This window comes from Paraburkholderia sp. SEWSISQ10-3 4 (assembly GCF_030464785.1).
GTDB lineage: Bacteria > Pseudomonadota > Gammaproteobacteria > Burkholderiales > Burkholderiaceae > Paraburkholderia > Paraburkholderia aspalathi.
In genome coordinates, this window is record NZ_JALPRI010000013.1 from 149,383 (window position 1) to 165,835 (window position 16,453).

General features: G+C 58.7%; 15 protein-coding genes. 7 read left to right on the forward strand and 8 right to left on the reverse strand.

Features of this window, described 5'->3' with window-relative positions:
• Window positions 1-26: 26 nt before the first annotated feature.
• Window positions 27-2,900, reverse strand: coding sequence for an excinuclease ABC subunit UvrA (uvrA, locus tag M0D68_RS23185; protein ID WP_093643659.1), 2,874 nt, complete (start codon window positions 2,898-2,900; stop codon window positions 27-29).
• Between the two features lie 283 nt (window positions 2,901-3,183).
• Between uvrA and M0D68_RS23190 the strand changes: the two genes are divergently transcribed.
• Both M0D68_RS23190 and M0D68_RS23195 read left to right on the forward strand, forming a co-directional pair.
• Window positions 3,184-4,371, forward strand: a complete 1,188-nt coding sequence (locus tag M0D68_RS23190; protein WP_211706581.1) for an MFS transporter — start codon at window positions 3,184-3,186, stop codon at window positions 4,369-4,371.
• 123 nt (window positions 4,372-4,494) lie between these two features.
• Window positions 4,495-5,028 carry a single-stranded DNA-binding protein gene (locus M0D68_RS23195; protein ID WP_266225441.1) on the forward strand — a complete coding sequence of 178 codons (534 nt, stop codon included), beginning with the start codon at window positions 4,495-4,497 and terminating at the stop codon, window positions 5,026-5,028.
• A 391-nt stretch (window positions 5,029-5,419) separates the two neighbouring features.
• On the opposite strand, the gene M0D68_RS23200 is transcribed toward M0D68_RS23195, so the two are convergent.
• The 5 genes from M0D68_RS23200 to M0D68_RS23220 are packed head-to-tail and all read right to left on the reverse strand — an operon-like array spanning window position 5,420 to window position 8,891.
• Window positions 5,420-6,565, reverse strand: coding sequence for a PIN domain-containing protein (locus M0D68_RS23200; protein ID WP_266225442.1), 1,146 nt, complete (start codon window positions 6,563-6,565; stop codon window positions 5,420-5,422).
• A 60-nt stretch (window positions 6,566-6,625) separates the two neighbouring features.
• Entirely contained in the window at window positions 6,626-7,519 is an 894-nt protein-coding gene (locus tag M0D68_RS23205) for an ImmA/IrrE family metallo-endopeptidase (protein WP_266225444.1), read from the reverse strand.
• A gap of 8 nt (window positions 7,520-7,527) precedes the next feature.
• Window positions 7,528-8,004 carry a helix-turn-helix transcriptional regulator gene (locus M0D68_RS23210; RefSeq protein ID WP_266225446.1) on the reverse strand — a complete coding sequence of 159 codons (477 nt, stop codon included), beginning with the start codon at window positions 8,002-8,004 and terminating at the stop codon, window positions 7,528-7,530.
• A 25-nt stretch (window positions 8,005-8,029) separates the two neighbouring features.
• Window positions 8,030-8,647, reverse strand: coding sequence for a GNAT family N-acetyltransferase (locus M0D68_RS23215; RefSeq protein WP_266225448.1), 618 nt, complete (start codon window positions 8,645-8,647; stop codon window positions 8,030-8,032).
• A gap of 7 nt (window positions 8,648-8,654) precedes the next feature.
• A complete protein-coding gene (locus M0D68_RS23220; RefSeq protein WP_266225450.1) occupies window positions 8,655-8,891 on the reverse strand; it encodes a transcriptional regulator in 237 nt (78 codons plus the stop codon).
• A 204-nt stretch (window positions 8,892-9,095) separates the two neighbouring features.
• On the opposite strand from M0D68_RS23220, the gene M0D68_RS23225 reads away from it, so the two are divergent.
• The 5 genes from M0D68_RS23225 to M0D68_RS23245 all read left to right on the forward strand — a co-directional run bounded on the left by M0D68_RS23225 (window position 9,096) and on the right by M0D68_RS23245 (window position 14,174).
• A complete protein-coding gene (locus M0D68_RS23225) occupies window positions 9,096-10,244 on the forward strand; it encodes a multiubiquitin domain-containing protein (protein ID WP_266225451.1) in 1,149 nt (382 codons plus the stop codon).
• Window positions 10,241-11,623, forward strand: coding sequence for a ThiF family adenylyltransferase (locus M0D68_RS23230; protein WP_266225452.1), 1,383 nt, complete (start codon window positions 10,241-10,243; stop codon window positions 11,621-11,623). The genes M0D68_RS23225 and M0D68_RS23230 overlap by 4 nt, the downstream gene beginning before the upstream one ends.
• A complete protein-coding gene (locus M0D68_RS23235) occupies window positions 11,623-11,958 on the forward strand; it encodes a DUF6527 family protein (protein ID WP_266225480.1) in 336 nt (111 codons plus the stop codon). Before M0D68_RS23230 ends, M0D68_RS23235 begins: the two co-directional genes overlap by 1 nt.
• Window positions 11,959-12,008: 50 nt before the next feature.
• Window positions 12,009-12,683 (forward strand): hypothetical protein, encoded by a 675-nt coding sequence (locus tag M0D68_RS23240; RefSeq protein WP_266225454.1) that lies wholly within the window; start codon window positions 12,009-12,011, stop codon window positions 12,681-12,683.
• A 570-nt stretch (window positions 12,684-13,253) separates the two neighbouring features.
• Window positions 13,254-14,174, forward strand: a complete 921-nt coding sequence (locus M0D68_RS23245) for a LysR family transcriptional regulator (RefSeq protein ID WP_266225456.1) — start codon at window positions 13,254-13,256, stop codon at window positions 14,172-14,174.
• Between the two features lie 78 nt (window positions 14,175-14,252).
• Here M0D68_RS23245 and M0D68_RS23250 read toward each other — a convergent pair whose 3' ends face one another.
• A complete protein-coding gene (locus M0D68_RS23250) occupies window positions 14,253-15,128 on the reverse strand; it encodes an MBL fold metallo-hydrolase (RefSeq protein ID WP_093643631.1) in 876 nt (291 codons plus the stop codon).
• Window positions 15,121-16,443: an MFS transporter gene (locus tag M0D68_RS23255; protein ID WP_266225457.1), complete on the reverse strand. Its 1,323-nt coding sequence runs from the start codon at window positions 16,441-16,443 to the stop codon at window positions 15,121-15,123. Before M0D68_RS23255 ends, M0D68_RS23250 begins: the two co-directional genes overlap by 8 nt.
• Between the last annotated feature and the right edge of the window lie 10 nt (window positions 16,444-16,453).

Sequence of the window (16,453 nt, forward strand, 5' to 3'; positions counted from 1 at the left end):
CAGTCTCCAACCCGTGTTGTGCAGCGTTACTTTCTACTGGCAATGCGTTTCAGCAGAGGCGCCAGATACTTACCGGTAAAACTTGCCTTCGACTTGGCAACCTGCTCCGGCGTGCCTTGCGCAATGATCTGACCGCCGCCGGCTCCGCCTTCGGGGCCGAGATCGATGACCCAGTCGGCGGTCTTTATTACATCGAGATTATGCTCGATGATCACGACGGTATTACCCTGGTCTCGCAAACGATGAATGACTTCCAGCAGCAATGCGATGTCGTGAAAGTGCAGACCGGTGGTCGGCTCGTCCAGGATGTATAGCGTGCGACCCGTGTCGCGCTTGCTCAGTTCCAACGAAAGTTTGACGCGCTGTGCCTCGCCGCCCGACAGAGTGGTGGCCGACTGGCCCAGCCGGATATAGCCGAGACCCACGTCCAGCAAGGTTTTCAGCTTGCGCGCGACGACCGGCACCGGCTTGAAGAACTCGTAGGCATTCTCCACCGTCATGTCGAGCACTTCGCTGATGTTCTTGCCTTTGTACTGGACGTCCAGCGTTTCGCGGTTGTAGCGCTTGCCGTGACAGACGTCGCAGGGAACGTAGACGTCCGGCAAAAAGTGCATTTCCACCTTCAGCACGCCGTCGCCCTGGCAGGATTCGCAGCGGCCGCCCTTCACGTTGAACGAGAAGCGGCCTGCTTCGTAGCCGCGTTCTTTCGCCGCGGGCACGCCCGCGAACAGTTCGCGGATCGGCGTGAACAAGCCCGTGTACGTGGCCGGATTCGAGCGCGGCGTGCGGCCGATCGGCGACTGGTCGACGTTGATGACCTTGTCGAAGTGCTCCAGACCTTCGATCGATTCGTACGGCGCCGGCTCGGTGGACGAGCCATACAGGTGATGCGCGACAGCGTGGTACAGCGTGTCGTTGATCAGCGTGGACTTGCCCGAACCGGACACGCCGGTCACACAGGTCAGCAAACCGACCGGCAGATCGAGCGAGACGTGCTGCAGATTGTTGCCGTATGCCTCGACGATGCGCAGACGGCGCTCGTCCGGTTCCTTGCGCTCGTCCGGGAATTCGATGTTGCGGGCGCCGGACATGTACTGCCCGGTCATCGATGCCGCGTTCGCCTCGACCTGCTTGGGCGTGCCTTCGGCGATCACCATGCCGCCGTGTTCGCCCGCGCCCGGCCCCATGTCGACCACATAGTCGGCCATGCGAATCATGTCTTCATCGTGCTCGACGACGATCACCGAGTTGCCCAGGTCGCGCAAATGCTTGAGCGTGGCGATCAGGCGATCGTTGTCGCGCTGATGCAGACCGATCGACGGCTCGTCCAGCACGTACATCACACCCGTCAAACCCGAACCGATCTGCGAGGCGAGGCGAATCCGCTGCGCTTCACCGCCCGACAGCGTTTCCGCGCTGCGCTCGAGCGACAGGTAGTCGAGCCCGACGTTATTCAGGAACATGAGTCGCGCGACGATTTCCTTGACGACCTTGTCGGCGATTTCGCGTTTCGAACCCTCGAGCCGCAAGGTCTGGAAATAGCCGAGCGCGTCGCGCAACGGCCAGCCGCTGATTTCGAAGATGCCGCGCGCGTCGCTGTTCGAGCCGATCCGCACGAAACGCGCTTCCCGACGCAGCCGCGTGCCGGCGCAAGCGGGGCAGGGCTGGTTGTTCTGATACTTGGCGAGCTCTTCACGTACCGCAACCGAATCGGTCTCGCGATAACGCCGCTCCAGGTTCGGGATGATCCCTTCGAACACATGCTCGCGCACGGAAGTGCGGCCGCGCTCGTTGATGTATGAGAACGGAATCTCCTGCTTGCCCGAACCGAACAGCAGAATCTTGCGGACTTTCTCGGGCAGGTCTTCGACGGCCGTGTCGATGTCGAACTCGTAGAACGCCGCGAGACTCTGCAGCATCTGGAAGTAAAACTGATTACGCCGGTCCCAGCCCTTCACCGCGCCCGCTGCCAGCGACAGCGACGGATGCGCGACAACCCGCTTCGGATCGAAGAAGGTGATCTGGCCGAGGCCGTCGCACTCCGGGCACGCGCCCATCGGGTTGTTGAACGAGAAGAGGCGCGGCTCCAGTTCCTGCAGCGAATACGAGCAGATCGGGCAGGCGAACTTCGAGCTGAACAGATGCTCCTTGTCCGTATCCATTTCGAGCGCGATCGCGCGGCCGTCGGCGAGACGCAGTGCCGTTTCGAACGATTCGGCGAGGCGCTGCTTCATATCGCCGCGCACTTTCAACCGATCTACGACGACGTCGATCGTGTGCTTGTCGTTTTTCTTGAGCTTGGGCAGCGAGTCGACTTCATAGATCTTCGCGACGCCTTCGTTGGCCGTGCCGCCGCCCGAACGCACGCGAAAACGGATGAAGCCCTGCGCCTGCATCTCTTCGAAAAGCTCGACGTGTTCGCCTTTGCGGTTCGCCACCACCGGCGCGAGGATCATCAGCTTGGTCTCTTCCGGCAGCGCGAGCGCCGCGTCGACCATCTGCGAGACGCTTTGCGCTTCCAGCGGAATTTCGTGGTCCGGACAGTACGGCGTGCCGACCCGGGCGAACAATAGCCGCAGATAGTCGTGAATTTCGGTGACGGTGCCGACCGTGGAACGCGGATTGTGCGAGGTCGCCTTCTGTTCGATCGAGATCGCCGGCGAGAGGCCTTCGATCAGGTCGACGTCCGGCTTTTCCATCAATTGCAGGAACTGGCGGGCGTAAGCGGAGAGACTTTCGACGTAGCGGCGCTGTCCTTCCGCATAGAGCGTGTCGAACGCCAGCGACGATTTACCCGAGCCGGATAGGCCCGTAATCACGACGAGCTTGTGACGTGGGAGGTCGAGATTGACGTTCTTCAGGTTGTGGGTGCGAGCCCCACGGATACGGATTTGTTCCACGCGTTATTCCAAGACTTGGCCCGTGACCTGGCGGAAAGAGGAGGAGGCTAAACCTGCTACTATAACGACTTTTCAAGACCGCCGTTACGGCTTCCTGACAGCCCGAAGAAGGTGCAAGGCAAGCTGTAAGGCTGCGGTCCAGCGCCGCGGGAAAGAGGCCTAACTGGGGCCATTTTTCGCGAGTACAAGGCGCCGCGAGGCGCCGGACGAGCGTCTGGCAAGGCCGCCGGCCCGAATGCCGCGCCGTATGTTTGCCGCCCCGCTCATTCAAAGAACGTTCCCGATGTCCAATCCGTCCGCCACATCCTCACGCATGAGCGCGCCTGAAATGCGCGCGACCGTGTCGCTTGCCGCCATCTTCGCGCTGCGCATGCTCGGTCTCTTCATGATCATGCCGGTGTTCTCGATCTACGCGAAGACCATCCCCGGCGGCGACAACGTGCTGCTGGTGGGGATCGCGCTGGGTGCGTACGGCGTGACGCAGTCGATGCTGTACATCTTCTATGGCTGGATCTCCGACAAAGTCGGCCGCAAACCGGTCATTGCGACCGGTCTCCTGATTTTCGCGCTTGGCAGCTTCGTCGCGGCGGGCGCGCACGACATGACGTGGATCATTGTCGGGCGGGTGATTCAGGGTATGGGCGCGGTGTCGTCCGCGGTGATCGCGTTTATCGCCGACCTGACCTCCGAAGAGCATCGCACCAAGGCGATGGCGATGGTTGGCGGCAGTATTGGCGTTTCGTTCGCGGTGGCGATTGTCGGTGCGCCGATCGTGTTCCAGTGGGTCGGCATGAGCGGCCTGTTCACGCTGGTCGGCATTTTCTCGATTCTGGCGATTGGTCTCGTGCTGTGGGTCGTCCCGGATGCGCCCAAACCCGTGCACGTGCGTGCGCCGTTCGCCGAGGTGCTGCATAACGTCGAGCTGCTGCGCCTGAATTTTGGCGTGCTCGTGCTGCACGCCACGCAAACCGCGTTGTTTCTCGTCGTGCCGCGTATTCTCGAAGCCGGCGGCCTGCCGGTCGCGTCGCACTGGAAGGTGTATTTGCCGGTGATGGGCCTATCTTTCGTGATGATGGTCCCGGCGATCATCGCCGCGGAAAAGCGCGGAAAAATGAAAATCGTGCTCCTTTCCGCAATCGGTCTTATCCTGATCGGACAGTTGTTGTTGGGCGTCGCACCGCATACGATTCTGACTGTGGCGGCCATCCTCTTTGTTTACTTTTTGGGCTTCAATATTCTTGAAGCGTCGCAGCCTTCGCTGGTGTCGAAACTGGCCCCGGGAACCCGCAAGGGGGCGGCGGCGGGCGTGTACAACACCACGCAGTCGATTGGTCTTGCGCTGGGCGGGGTGGTCGGCGGCTGGCTGCTGAAAGTGGATGGTCAGAGCGCTGTGTTCTTTACCTGCTCGGGCTTGGTCTTTTGCTGGCTTATAATCGCCGCACAGATGAAACAGCCGCCGCGCAAGGCGTAAAAAGGCTTACTCAGAACTCACCCGGCGGCGGGCTGAGGCGCAGTTCCGGTCTCTGGCCCGCTGGCTTGAGACGTGAATCGTGTGTTGCCGCGCCGCCCGTAACAGAATCAACAGGAGAAACTCATGGCATCCGTGAACAAGGTCATTCTCGTCGGCAATCTCGGAGCCGATCCGGAAGTTCGTTATCTTCCGAGCGGCGACGCACTGGCGAACATCCGCCTTGCGACAACGGATCGGTACAAGGACAAGACGTCCGGCGAAATGAAGGAAGCAACTGAATGGCACCGTGTGGTGTTCTTCGGCCGGCTTGCTGAAATCGTGAACGAATATCTGAAGAAGGGTTCGTCGGTGTACCTGGAAGGGCGCATCCGCACCCGCAAGTGGCAGGCTCAGGACGGCACCGACCGTTACTCGACCGAAATCGTCGCCGAGCAGATGCAAATGCTGGGTGGCCGTGGCGGTTCGTCGGGCGGTGGTGGTGGCGATGAAGGCGGTTATAGCCGCGGTGAGCCGTCGGAGCGTAGCGGCGGTGGCGGTGGTCGCGCGGTTTCGGGTGGTGGCGCTTCGCGTGGTGGTAGCGGTGGCGGCGGTTCGAGCCGTCCGAGCGCGCCGGCCGGCGGTGGGTTTGATGAGATGGATGACGATATTCCGTTCTGACCTCCCGTAATCCCGAAATGTAAAGATCAGCCCCGCCTTATGGCGGGGTTTTCTTTTTATATTTGGGATTTAGGGCGTTCCCTGACCCGCAACATTTGCGGAAGGGATGCCGCGGCTGCCGGCGATCTTTTGTTCCTCACTTATCGTCAAGGTTGTAGGCTGACGGCCCGAACGGGTAGCCTTCGCCGGAGGCTGCCACGAAAAAGTCGTAAACATTGCCTACGTTGAATCGGAAGCATCAGGGAGAAGCCGATGCATACCGGATTTCACGTGGTCACGGTCTTGCATCGGGCGGCGATCGCATGCAACCTTCGTTCGCCGTGCCACTAGGACGTGGCGAAGGCGCTTCGGTCCTGCCGAGAGGATAAAACCGGCGAGCACTATTGATGCATCAGAGAATTTCCGCCGACGAGATCTCCAGCTCCAATGAATCAGCACGGAAGGCGAGCTGAGGTAGGAGTTCGCCCAGCTTGTCGACGGCCGAAAGATCCAGTTCTAGTTCAATAGTCCCTGTCAGAGACACTCGCCGAATCTCCGTCAGATCGCAGATACCATCTCCGTTCATGCTCCAGTCTTCCACTGTTTCGCTACGGGGCGGCTTGAGTTGAATGTAATCGCTGTACGATGCGCAAAAGTGGATGCTGGCCGTCGTATTAAACGTTGTGGGCAACGAGAACTTCCCGTCCTTGAGATAAACGGGATCTCCGTATGCAATTTCCCCGATGTCGACAGGGCTTGGCGTATTCACATTTGCCCCAAAGCTGTTCATCTCAAGCCGGGATGCTCCTGTTACGCCGTCGTCTTCGAGATACACATGTTCAAGTGCGTCGTTCGCAAGGCGGAGTTGGGCGGACACAGTCGACAGAAAGCGGTCGGATCTCATGAATGCCTTGCCGAGTTCGACGTTTGTCAACTCCGCATCGATTCGGTTGACACTTTGCTGAACCTCAGCCGACGCAAGGAATGTCGCGAGGTCGTCTTTTGAGATTACGTTCTCGATCGTACTGAGGTGTTCCTGCAGCACGCTGTCTCTGACAACGACATAAAGACCTGGGTGTAGCGCGGCTAACCTTTCGATGACCGTGCTTATGACGGCGTCCGGGATGTCCTCGCGACACTTGGCTTTACGGTATGGGCCTGATCCCGTGAAGTATCCGTCAAAGACTGCCGTGATCGAAGCCGGATCAAACGGCGGTAGATCTGAACGTGTGGCGTCTACCCACGACTGGAAGTCATCTTCAAGCACGGTCACAATGCGGGCCTCGAGCGCTGCGACTGCGTCGAGTGCTTCGGCAACCTGCTGCCCAAATTCCGCTCTGTTGCCGACTCTCTTGCCAAGAGCCGCAAGCGCCCTCGAGGCTGCTTCGGCATGTTCGAGTGCCTGCTCTTCCTTCTTTGTAAGGAATTCCCGTTTGACGAATTCTGGTATATGGATCTGAACCTCGCCAGACTCCGCAAGCCGTTGGAGCAGGCGCATGTTCGTTGAATAAAGACCTTCTTGGTGGAGGATGTTGGTATCAAGAACTACATGCAGCATGAAAGCCTCAAAGTTACAGTAGCAGCGATTTGATCTTGAGTTGCATTTCGCGTCAGCAAATCAGACACAACGTCCGTACGTGAGGACCTGATACGAATTACAAAAACCGTCGAGAACGAACCTGACGGGCGCGCCTGTAGCGTCCGTCAAAGTATCGATTCCGTCAACGACAGGTCCTTTCCGGCTCCAGGACGCGTTGCGCGCGACGAGGGTATAGACATCCAGCGGCTTGATGTCTGGAAATCGTGCGTGAAATGCGGTGGAAGCAACGAATCGATGTACAGGATCACCGGAAGAACTGGAGCCGATGTCAGCGTAATGCGGATGCCGGCTGATCAGGCCGAACGCGGGGACTTCCGCGTCGCGGTCCTCCACAAACCGCCAGAACGTTGACGTCAACGTGTTTCCGTAATGGCCTTGCAGACGCTTGATGCTTTTGAAGGTCGGATCGCAGTCGCGCGCATCGCCAGCAAACTTGTTCCCGAAAAAGATCAGTCGGCCCGCGCCGAAATTGGCCTCGGCCTCGATCACCGCGTGACACGCAGGATCTAGCGTCAATTCGTCGTCGCCAAGCAGGAACTCGCGGTGCCACGGAACAAAGCTATGCGTGATCTCATGCGCTTCGATCCAGCGATGCTTTGGCGGAGGCAATTCACTGTCAATGAAGATGCGCCGATCGTCCGGTAACCAGAGGCCGCTCAGCTTTGCTTTCTTGACTACGTCCAGGAGAAGCCCGGGGCGCTCCACGAGTTGTTTGCCTGCAACTTTCAACCTGTGGGAGATTTCCGCCAACGGGCCGACGTCGGTCGTCGAATAGTATTTGAGATCAAGCGAGAGCAGATCTCTCACCTGGCCAAGATGTAAGGGAGGCTCCGGATTGCCGAGGTCTCGTAATATTTTCGCGACGAGTTGTTCTATGTCGCGCTGTTCTCGTGCCCCCACCAACTCCTTCACGATGCCTCCTAGCTGTTTTCTCTCAAATACTCGACAAACTTCTTGAGCAATTGCTTTTCTTCTTTGGTCAGGCTGCCAAGGTCGTCCGAATGCGCCGCGAAACGCATGGCTTTCTCGACAAATCCGTCGTCATTCGAAGCTGCTGCGCCCGCGAGTTTCATCACTGTCTTGGGCGGCAGATCAAAATGCTCTGCTATGCTAAGTATAGTGCGCGGTCGTGCACGGTAGTTGGGGTCATGTTCAATGCTCCGGATTTCCGCCTCGTCCACGTCGATAGCCCTCGCAAGTTCCGCAACAGTCAACTGACGGCCGCGACGTTCCAGTCGCAGAAGCGAGCCGAACGCCAGTACAGGGTTTGCACTGTCTTCGTGCGGTTGCGCCTCAATTTCCGGATCAAAGGCGGGACCAATGAGATAGTCGCCATCTTCCATCGAAAGGACCTTTCGACGGTACCAGTCCGTGCTAGGACGAATTCTGTTTGCCATATCAATCTCCGGTTCAGTTGGCCCGTCAAGGGCGTAGGAACTCGGTGGCGCGCTCCGTGGTCAGCTCGTAGTAGGGCAGGCTGCTGTATTGGGGATCTGGCCCGAGGCATACCATCTTCCACTGGTCGCGATAGAAGCTCTCGGCTCGGGGGAGCGCGTGCAGACCAATGCGTCCGCCAAATCCTTCATCTACGCTGTGCAAGATTGCCTCAGTGACAAGAACATTCCCTACTCCGCGATAAACAGGGTGCGCAGTGAGTCCTGGTCGGTTCCACGGCGCAGTAGACACAAGGTCGATGTAAACCATGTGCATGTTCTGCTGCGACGGCAGCCTGCAGAGGCGGAGCATGTCAACAAACATCAGTCCTTGCGTCTTGCCGCCACAACGAAGTGCGTGCGAGTTCCACTGCAACTGTCTGGCCCGATCCTGGACCTTCTCCGCCCACAACCAGTGGGCATCTTCGACGTTGCGTCGTGCCACGCCTTGCCGTGTGTACTGTCCTGTGCGTTTAAGGTTATCGATCTCTGCATCCAAAACCGGTTTCCAGTCCGCCAGATAGCAGTTCACGTCGAATTGCTCGATTGGTGTGACGACCTGTGCCAGCTCTTCCTTGCCGGTCAGACGGTTCTGAAGGATGACCATAAAAAACTCACAGAAGCATTAGTTCAGCTTTTTCTTTGCTTTTCTCATTTTCGAAGAAAAGCTTCTCCCCTCGCTGCTGACGCACATCTACGGTCTGATACAGGCGCAACGCCTGACGTAGTACCGCGACCTTGCTCAGCGAGCGGGCGTTGGACAGAGATTCAAGCACTTCCATCTCCGTATCGTTCAACACCAACGTCAGTGTCTTTTTGGTGCCAGAAGCGGCTCGTGCCGGCGAGTTCATGTGATTTCCTTTTTTGGTGGGAGGTGGGAGGTGGGTGAGTGGAGGGGGCAAAACACCCCCTCATTGCCTGAAATGTAGGTTTTCCACAACTAAAAGTCAATACTTTTACCTCAAAAAATACGTCCACACCCCATCTTTGCGCACCAAAAAATAAGGTGTTATAGTTCATTAACACATCAATTACGGCTTATAAAGGAGCCAAAAATGACTGAAAATTTCCATGGTGAGCTTCCTGGAAACCCCGTCACGCTAGCTGCCGTGCAACTGCATGGCCTCGTCGAGGAGGGGTTTATCCAGGTATCGGGGCTGGACTTCGTGTTTCGACGAGTCAATGCTGGGGACAAAACACCCACTGGCGCCCAGATTGCGGCGGCGGCAGGCTTCAAGCCGTCGGAGGGTGCCGCGGTGCTTCTCCTGCTGAGCAACGGGGAGTTGGAGGACGTACGTCCCGATGAAGTCGTTGATCTTCGCCGCGACGGGCGTCAATTCATCGTCGTCGTGAGCGACCGGCTGTATTTCCTGACGATTGACGGAGTTCGTTATGAATGGCCGAGTCCGGTAATCTCGGGAGCGCAGGTGCGCAAGCTCGGCGGAATCGCGCCCGAGAAGACTGTGCACTTCGAGCGGGCGGACGGTCCGGATCGAGAGCTGGGCAATACGGAGCTGGTGGACTTGGGCGCCGCTGGGATCGAGGCATTCGTGGGGCGACTCGCGACCTGGATCCTGAACGTACAGGGGGTGCGACTCGACCTCCACGTGCCAGAGATCACGGTTCGCGATGCGATGGAAAAGGCCGGCTTTGACATCAAGCAAGCCTGGCACATCTACCTCAAGGTAGTCGGCCAGCCGAAGGAAGAGGTTCAACTCGATACTGTAATTGATCTCCGGCGACCGGGAATCGAAAAGCTCCGATTGACGCCGCGGGACGTGAGCAATGGAGATTCGTCCATCAACCCGCGGTTCGACTTTGCGCTGCTCGAATCGGACGAGGAGTTTCTCAACCGGCACTACGCGTCTTGGGAGACCCGGCTCGATGATCAGCGCCGGTGGCTACTGATTCATAATTTCGCGGTACCGTCGGGATATACGACGCAACGGATCACTCTCGCACTGGAGGTGCCGTCGAATTATCCACAGGCGCAAATTGATATGTTTTACGCGCACCCGGCGATCGCGCTCGTCTCGAGACAGGTGATCGCGGCAACCGAGGCGACCGTGCAAATCGACGGCAAGACGTATCAGCGCTGGTCCCGGCACCGCGGCGGCGCAGCACCCTGGCGTCCCGAAACCGACAACGTTGTGACGCACCTTGCTCTGGTCGAATCAGCCCTCGCAAAAGAGGTGGCGCAGTGACGGCGCCCGCGAGCCTGACCTTTACGGCCGAAACCCACGCGGAGGTACAGCGGCATCTGTTTCCGGGCGACGGGCTGGAGGCTGCGGCAATTCTCGTTTGCTCCAGAACGCCGGGACCTCGCATGCGCCTGCTGGTGCGTGAAGTGTTGCTGGTACCCCACGCGGCCTGCAAACGGGAGGCAGACCGGCTAGTCTGGCCGGGGAAGTCGATTGAGGATGCGATCGATCGAGCCGACGCTGACGGAGACTCCTTGCTTCTGATTCACTCGCATCCCGCCGGATTGTATGAATTTTCATCCGCAGACGACGCGAGTGATGCTGTCACAATGCGGGGCCTGTTCGCGGCGTTGGACGGCCCACACGGCAGCGCGATCATGGTGCCCAGTGGGGCCGTGCTCGCGAGGACCTACGACGCCGATCTGGCAATGCAGGACATTGAGCTGGTTGCCGTCCCTGGTCACGACCTTCGCTACTGGTGGAGCAATGGCTTACCCTCAAGCCGACCGCTCGCTTTCACCACGGCAATGACGCACGAGTTGGGGCGCCTCTCCGCTTGTGTCGTTGGCGTTTCCGGCACGGGCTCCATCGTCGCTGAGCAGGTGGCGCGGCTTGGGTTTCACGAGATCGTGCTAATCGATTTCGACAGGCTGGAACCGCACAACCTGAACCGCATCCTGAACTCGACCCTTGCTGGAGCCACATCCGGGGAACTGAAGGTATTCGCATTCGCCGACGCAATCGCAACATATCGTGGCCCGGGGGTGGCCCGTAGCGTACCGGAGCGGATTTCGGCCCGAGGAGCGGTAGTAGCCGCGAGTCAGTGCGACGTGATCTTTTCGTGCGTTGATACGCTCGAAGCGCGGAATATAGCCGACCTTGTCAGCTCCGCATTTCTGATTCCGTTGCTTGATGTTGGCGTGTCGATACCGACTCGACGAACGCCGGGCGGCGCAGCAATCGCCGATGCCTGTGGACGCATCGACTATGTCCGTCCGGGCGGACCAACGCTGGCGGACCGTAAGGTCTATACGCCCGAATCGCTCAGGGCAGAGTATCTCCGGACCGTGGCTCCCGATGACCATGGCGAAGAACTTCGGGCTGGCTACCTCAAGGGCGTGGCAGAAGAGGCGCCGGCGGTCATCAGCCTGAACATGCGCGCTGCGTCGGCTTGTGTTTTGGAATTCCTCGCGCGAGCATTTCCGTTCCGACACGACAGCAACGAAAATTTCGCGCGCACCGAATTCAGCATTGCCGCGGGTGAGGAGGATTTCCTCCGGGAATCCGCATTCAGCCACAATCTGAATGGCACGCTTGCGCGTGGTGCTAAAGAGCCTCTTCTCGGACTGCCCGCTCTGCGGACGCAAACGATAGGAACATGATGATAAAGCTCAGCGAACTTCGCCGACGCGCGCTTGCCTTTTTTATCCGGCGTCGGCGCGTGCGCATTACTGAGGGCGACAGCTTGCCGCGAAAGCTACCCCTGTTTGACCTAGTGTTGGCACGCGAAGACGACGAAGACTGGTGTGTTGGGTTCCGTTGCCCGTGCGGGTGCAACGAGAGGGTGGAGCTGCTTCTTATCAAGGAAGCGAAACCGAGATGGGATATTGCAGTTACTCGTGACATGCGGCCCACGCTTATCCCATCTGTCTGGCTGAACAAGGGCTGCAGGTCACACTTTTATGTCCGGGACGGGCGTATCGTGTGGTGTAGGTAACGCAATCACGCTTTCAGCACCTGCGTGGCTCTATTTCGATGAACTAGAACATGGATTGGAACGTTTCGATACGCAATGAGGAAGTTGCGCCTGCCTACAGCACCTATAGGGACTTTGTTTTGGGCGTAGCAACTCATTATGCAGGCTCTAGACTGCTTGAGGCACTGGATCTCGAAGGACTTGGGTCCGATATCGAGATTGGACTATCGAACGATTTTGACGGCTACTTCACGACCATCCGGAACGTGGGCGACCTGGATCAAAGCGTTAGGACAGGCTACTACGGTCAGCTATCTCTGAGGTTTGCGACGATTCAGCTTTGTACTGCATTCGAAGTCCTGTTCGATTCAGTGTCCCGGACATACGGAGTTTCCGTACACAACGAGCCCGAAGTGGAGGCAACCTACCCGACGCTATCAAATGCGCCGATCTTAATGGGCAACAAGACAATCAAGCAGATACGCAAGCTACATCGCATGTTAGGCCTCGACTCCGTGTTGAATTACGACGAAGTCTTGGTGAAACTTACCTCGATCATTGAAGTTCGGAATTGCTTCGTCCATTCGGCTGGAAAGGTGCCAAATGAGAGGGTACGGACGCGACTGATAGCCTATGCGATTCGATATGATGTGGGCGAGCCGATCAGACTTACCGTCAATCACTTTGACGACTTCCTCCACTACATGCTCATACATGTTCAGGCATTTATGAGGGCTATTCCGTGACACGGACGAACGCTCCTCAACCCCATCATCGGTTACAAGAGTCACGGTGCAGCGAATGCGTGCCAGTTGACGACTGTACAAGAAGTGAAACAGGAAATCGGAAGGATGTCCCAGTGACAGGGCTGTCCTCTGCTGCTTCGAGGCAGCTGAATGCCACATCTCGATACCTACGTCGAACTGGTCCGCCTACCGGTAGAACTTTACATTTCTCCAGCGACGGTGCCACCAAATGTTTGCTAGCAGCCACTGGTCCCGAAATCTTTACGTGATTACGGAAAAGAACCGTACCAGGAGGAACATCAATCACTGATGAAACGTAGGCTCCGACTTCTCCTTACGATGAAAGATTTGGAGAAAGAGATCGGGGCTATTTTTTTGCCCTGCGCGTTGTTTGTGTGCAAATGCAGACTGGCCAAAGGCACGCAGGCCAGATGTGACGACCAGCCTGGGACAGGTGGAAGGTGGGAGCGACAGTAAAATCCCCGCGACTTGCCGCACAAACATATAGCCGTCTGCCCCCAAACTGCGCGATGAAAATAGCGGACCATCACGGCTACAGAGGAGACAAGCATGGAACTACGACACCTCAGGTATTTCGCGGCGGTCGCCGAAAATCAGAGCTTCCGCTTGGCCGCCGAGCGCATCAACGTCACGCAGCCAGCGATTACTCGCCAGATCCATGACCTTGAACAGATGCTGGGGGCGCGGCTTTTCGACCGAACCCCGCAGGGCGTCAAGCTCACCGTCGCGGGCGAACTGTTTCTGCGTGAAGTTCGCAAGTCGCTCAATATCCTCGAGTCCGCCACGCGCGCCGTCAAGCTCGTTGCATCGGGACTCCAGGGCACCTTACGCCTGGGAGCGGTCGAGAATGCAAGTTGGGACGGCCTTGTGCCTGATGCATTCAACAACTTCCAGCGTGAAGCACCTGGGGTGAGCATTCATCTGGCGCCGATGAATACGCCCGAACAGATTGCCGAGATCCTGAACGGAACACTCGACGGCGGTTTTATCTACACCTACGGTGAGCTTCCGCGAACGTTGCGTGTGCTGCCTCTCGCCATTAGCGACGTGGTGGCAGCGGTGCCGCGAAGCTGGGGCCTTCCGGAAGACCAGCCGATTTCCGCGCGCGACCTGAATGGCCGACCCGTAGTCTGCTTCCCGCGGCAAACCTACCCGGCTTACTACGACATGCTGGTCAGCGCGTGCAGCGAAGCCGGGTTGACCCTCAATGTTGTGCAGGAAGTGCGTACCGAGGCCGCGATCCTGTCGCTCGTTTCGGCCGGCATCGGCGCTGCAATCGTCAATGCGGCGAATCTCGGGCGGCCGCCGGCGCGCGCGCAATTCCTGGGCTTCACCGACCTGTCGGTCCAGATGCCGCTGGCGTTCGCCTACCTTGAGAGCAATCCCAACGCAGCGCTGCAGCGATTGCTTCGTGTTCTCGATGCGATGCTGCACCCCGGTGCGAGCGACGCTGAGCGTGATGGCCGTTAAACGACGATAGGCGCAGCCCACGTCATGCGAAAAGATCTGCATGCCACCGGTACGGTCCTACCGGAATGAATCACCGGTTCACAAGAAACGCCACGTGAAGCCGCCGTTGTCTTGCGCGACAACACCCGCCGATGTCCCGGCAAAATGCGGCGTGAACACCGTCGCATCCGTTTCGACCGCCCGGTCGAGTACCCACCGTCGCGAGACATTTGCGTAAGTCTTATCCGCGCAGAACACGGAACTCCACGCCGGACGATAGACCTGGATCGGGTGATGCCACACATCGCCGCTAAAGAGTGCGTGTGCGCCGGCGGACTCGATTTCGATCGACATGTGCCCGGCGCTGTGCCCCGCTGTCGGATGAAAGCGGATGCCCGGCAGATATTCGCCGCCTTGCGGACCGATTTCGTCGGCGAGTCCGGCTTCGATCACCGGCAGCAAGCTGTCATCGAAAACCATGCGCCGGCTTTCGCCGGCCGGCGTGTCGAAGAACTGCCGCTCGGCGCCTGAGAACACATAGCGCGCGTTGGGAAACGTCGGCACCCAGCGGCCGTTGTCGAGCCGGGTATTCCAGCCCACGTGGTCCACGTGCAGGTGCGTGAGCAGCACGAAATCGACCTCTTCGGGTGTAACCCCTGCACGCGCCAGCCGCTCGATGTACGGGGTATTCAGCTGGTGGAAGAGCGCGCTAAATGGCCGGTCCTTATGGTTGCCGCTTGCCGTGTCGATCAGAATGACTTTGCCGCCGACTCGCACCACCCAGGTGTTGACGTTCAGGAGCAAGTTTTCCGCGGCTGCATCGATTTGCCCGTCAGCGAGCCACGCACGATGTTCCTGAATCACGGCGGCGTCGAAATCGGCGAACAGCGTGGCGGCCTTCAACTGAAAATGTTGCTCGGTCACACGAGTGATCGATGCGTCGCCAACGCTGTAGGTCGTCGATTGTTCAAGCATGATGTGTCTCCGCTGATGATTCGATTGGATTCAGGAGCATCGCGAGCGCACCGGCGAGTGCGATCGTGACGATCGTCAACATGCCCGCCTGCATGCCGCCGGTCAATGTCTTGACGTAACCGATGATGATCGGACTGGCAAAGCCGCCGAGTGCGCCGCAAATGTTGATGAACGCAATCCCACCGGCTGCGGCTTTCGTGCCCAGGTACCCCGCAGGCAGTGCCCATAGAACCGTGTAGGAACCCCAAAGCATGGCAGTGGCAAGCGTGATTGCCGGCAGCGCGATACCGAGCCTGTTCGAATACAGTCCTGCGATTGCAAGCGCGATGGCTCCCACGATACTGGCGAATGCGCTATGGCGGCGGCGTTCGGCGTGACGGTCGGAGCTGAGGCAGAGCCAACCCATCGCGGCAATCGCTGCGACGTAGGGAATCGACGACCACAGTCCAATCGCCATCGTACCCGCGACCCCCGCGGTCTTCAGAATCGTGGGCAGCCAGAAACTCACCGTATAGATCCCCGCGATCACGCAAAAATTGCTGAACGCAAGCGTGAGCACGCGTGGGTCGGAGACAGTCGCTCGCAATGAGTGATGCCGCGCGTCGCTCGCCGCACGGTCGACGCCTTGCGCGTCGAGATCAGCGCGAAGCAACGCGTTCTCCTCATCGGAAAGCCACTTTGCCTGCTGCGGACGATCATCAAGGTAGAAAAACGCGATCACGCCGAGCACACAGCACGGCAGTCCCTCGACGATGAACATCCACTGCCAGCCTTCGAGGCCGTGCGCGCCTGCGAGTGTCGTCATTGCCCAGCTCGACAACGGTCCGCCGAGAACGCCGCCGATCGGTCCAGCCCACATTACGACCGCCATCGCGCGGGCGGTGCGGGATGGCGCGTACCAGTAAGTCAGGTACAGCACCATTCCCGGTGCGAAGCCCGCCTCGAAAACGCCGAGTAGAAAGCGCAGTGCATAGAACGTGTGAACGTCCCGGACGAACAGCATCGACGCGGAGGTGAGGCCCCAGAGAATCATGATGCGCGAAAAGGTCTTGCGTGCGCCGATTTTCGGCAGCAGCAGATTGCTGGGAATCTCGAACAGCACATAGCCAATAAAGAAGATGCCCGCGGCGACGCCATAAGCCGCGTCAGAGAACGCGAGCTGGTTCTGCATCTGCAGCTTCGCAAAGCCGATGTTGATGCGGTCGAGGTACGCGAGCATGTAGCACAACGTCAGGAACGGCAGTAAGCGCCACGTGATCTTGCGGTATAGCGCATCGCGCGCGTCGACGCTTTCCGTCAGGGGGATTGCGGACATGACCTTCTCC

Bases quoted from the DNA above. Each gene is read 5' to 3' on its own strand.
- M0D68_RS23190 (WP_211706581.1), top strand. From the start codon at position 3,184: ATGTCCAATCCGTCCGCCACATCCTCACGCATGAGCGCGCCTGAAATG.
- M0D68_RS23195 (WP_266225441.1), top strand. From the start codon at position 4,495: ATGGCATCCGTGAACAAGGTCATTCTCGTCGGCAATCTCGGAGCCGAT.
- M0D68_RS23200 (WP_266225442.1), bottom strand. From the start codon at position 6,565: ATGCTGCATGTAGTTCTTGATACCAACATCCTCCACCAAGAAGGTCTT.
- M0D68_RS23210 (WP_266225446.1), bottom strand. From the start codon at position 8,004: ATGGCAAACAGAATTCGTCCTAGCACGGACTGGTACCGTCGAAAGGTC.
- M0D68_RS23215 (WP_266225448.1), bottom strand. From the start codon at position 8,647: ATGGTCATCCTTCAGAACCGTCTGACCGGCAAGGAAGAGCTGGCACAG.
- M0D68_RS23220 (WP_266225450.1), bottom strand. From the start codon at position 8,891: ATGAACTCGCCGGCACGAGCCGCTTCTGGCACCAAAAAGACACTGACG.
- M0D68_RS23225 (WP_266225451.1), top strand. From the start codon at position 9,096: ATGACTGAAAATTTCCATGGTGAGCTTCCTGGAAACCCCGTCACGCTA.
- M0D68_RS23235 (WP_266225480.1), top strand. From the start codon at position 11,623: ATGATAAAGCTCAGCGAACTTCGCCGACGCGCGCTTGCCTTTTTTATC.
- M0D68_RS23240 (WP_266225454.1), top strand. From the start codon at position 12,009: ATGGATTGGAACGTTTCGATACGCAATGAGGAAGTTGCGCCTGCCTAC.
- M0D68_RS23245 (WP_266225456.1), top strand. From the start codon at position 13,254: ATGGAACTACGACACCTCAGGTATTTCGCGGCGGTCGCCGAAAATCAG.
- M0D68_RS23250 (WP_093643631.1), bottom strand. From the start codon at position 15,128: ATGCTTGAACAATCGACGACCTACAGCGTTGGCGACGCATCGATCACT.
- M0D68_RS23255 (WP_266225457.1), bottom strand. From the start codon at position 16,443: ATGTCCGCAATCCCCCTGACGGAAAGCGTCGACGCGCGCGATGCGCTA.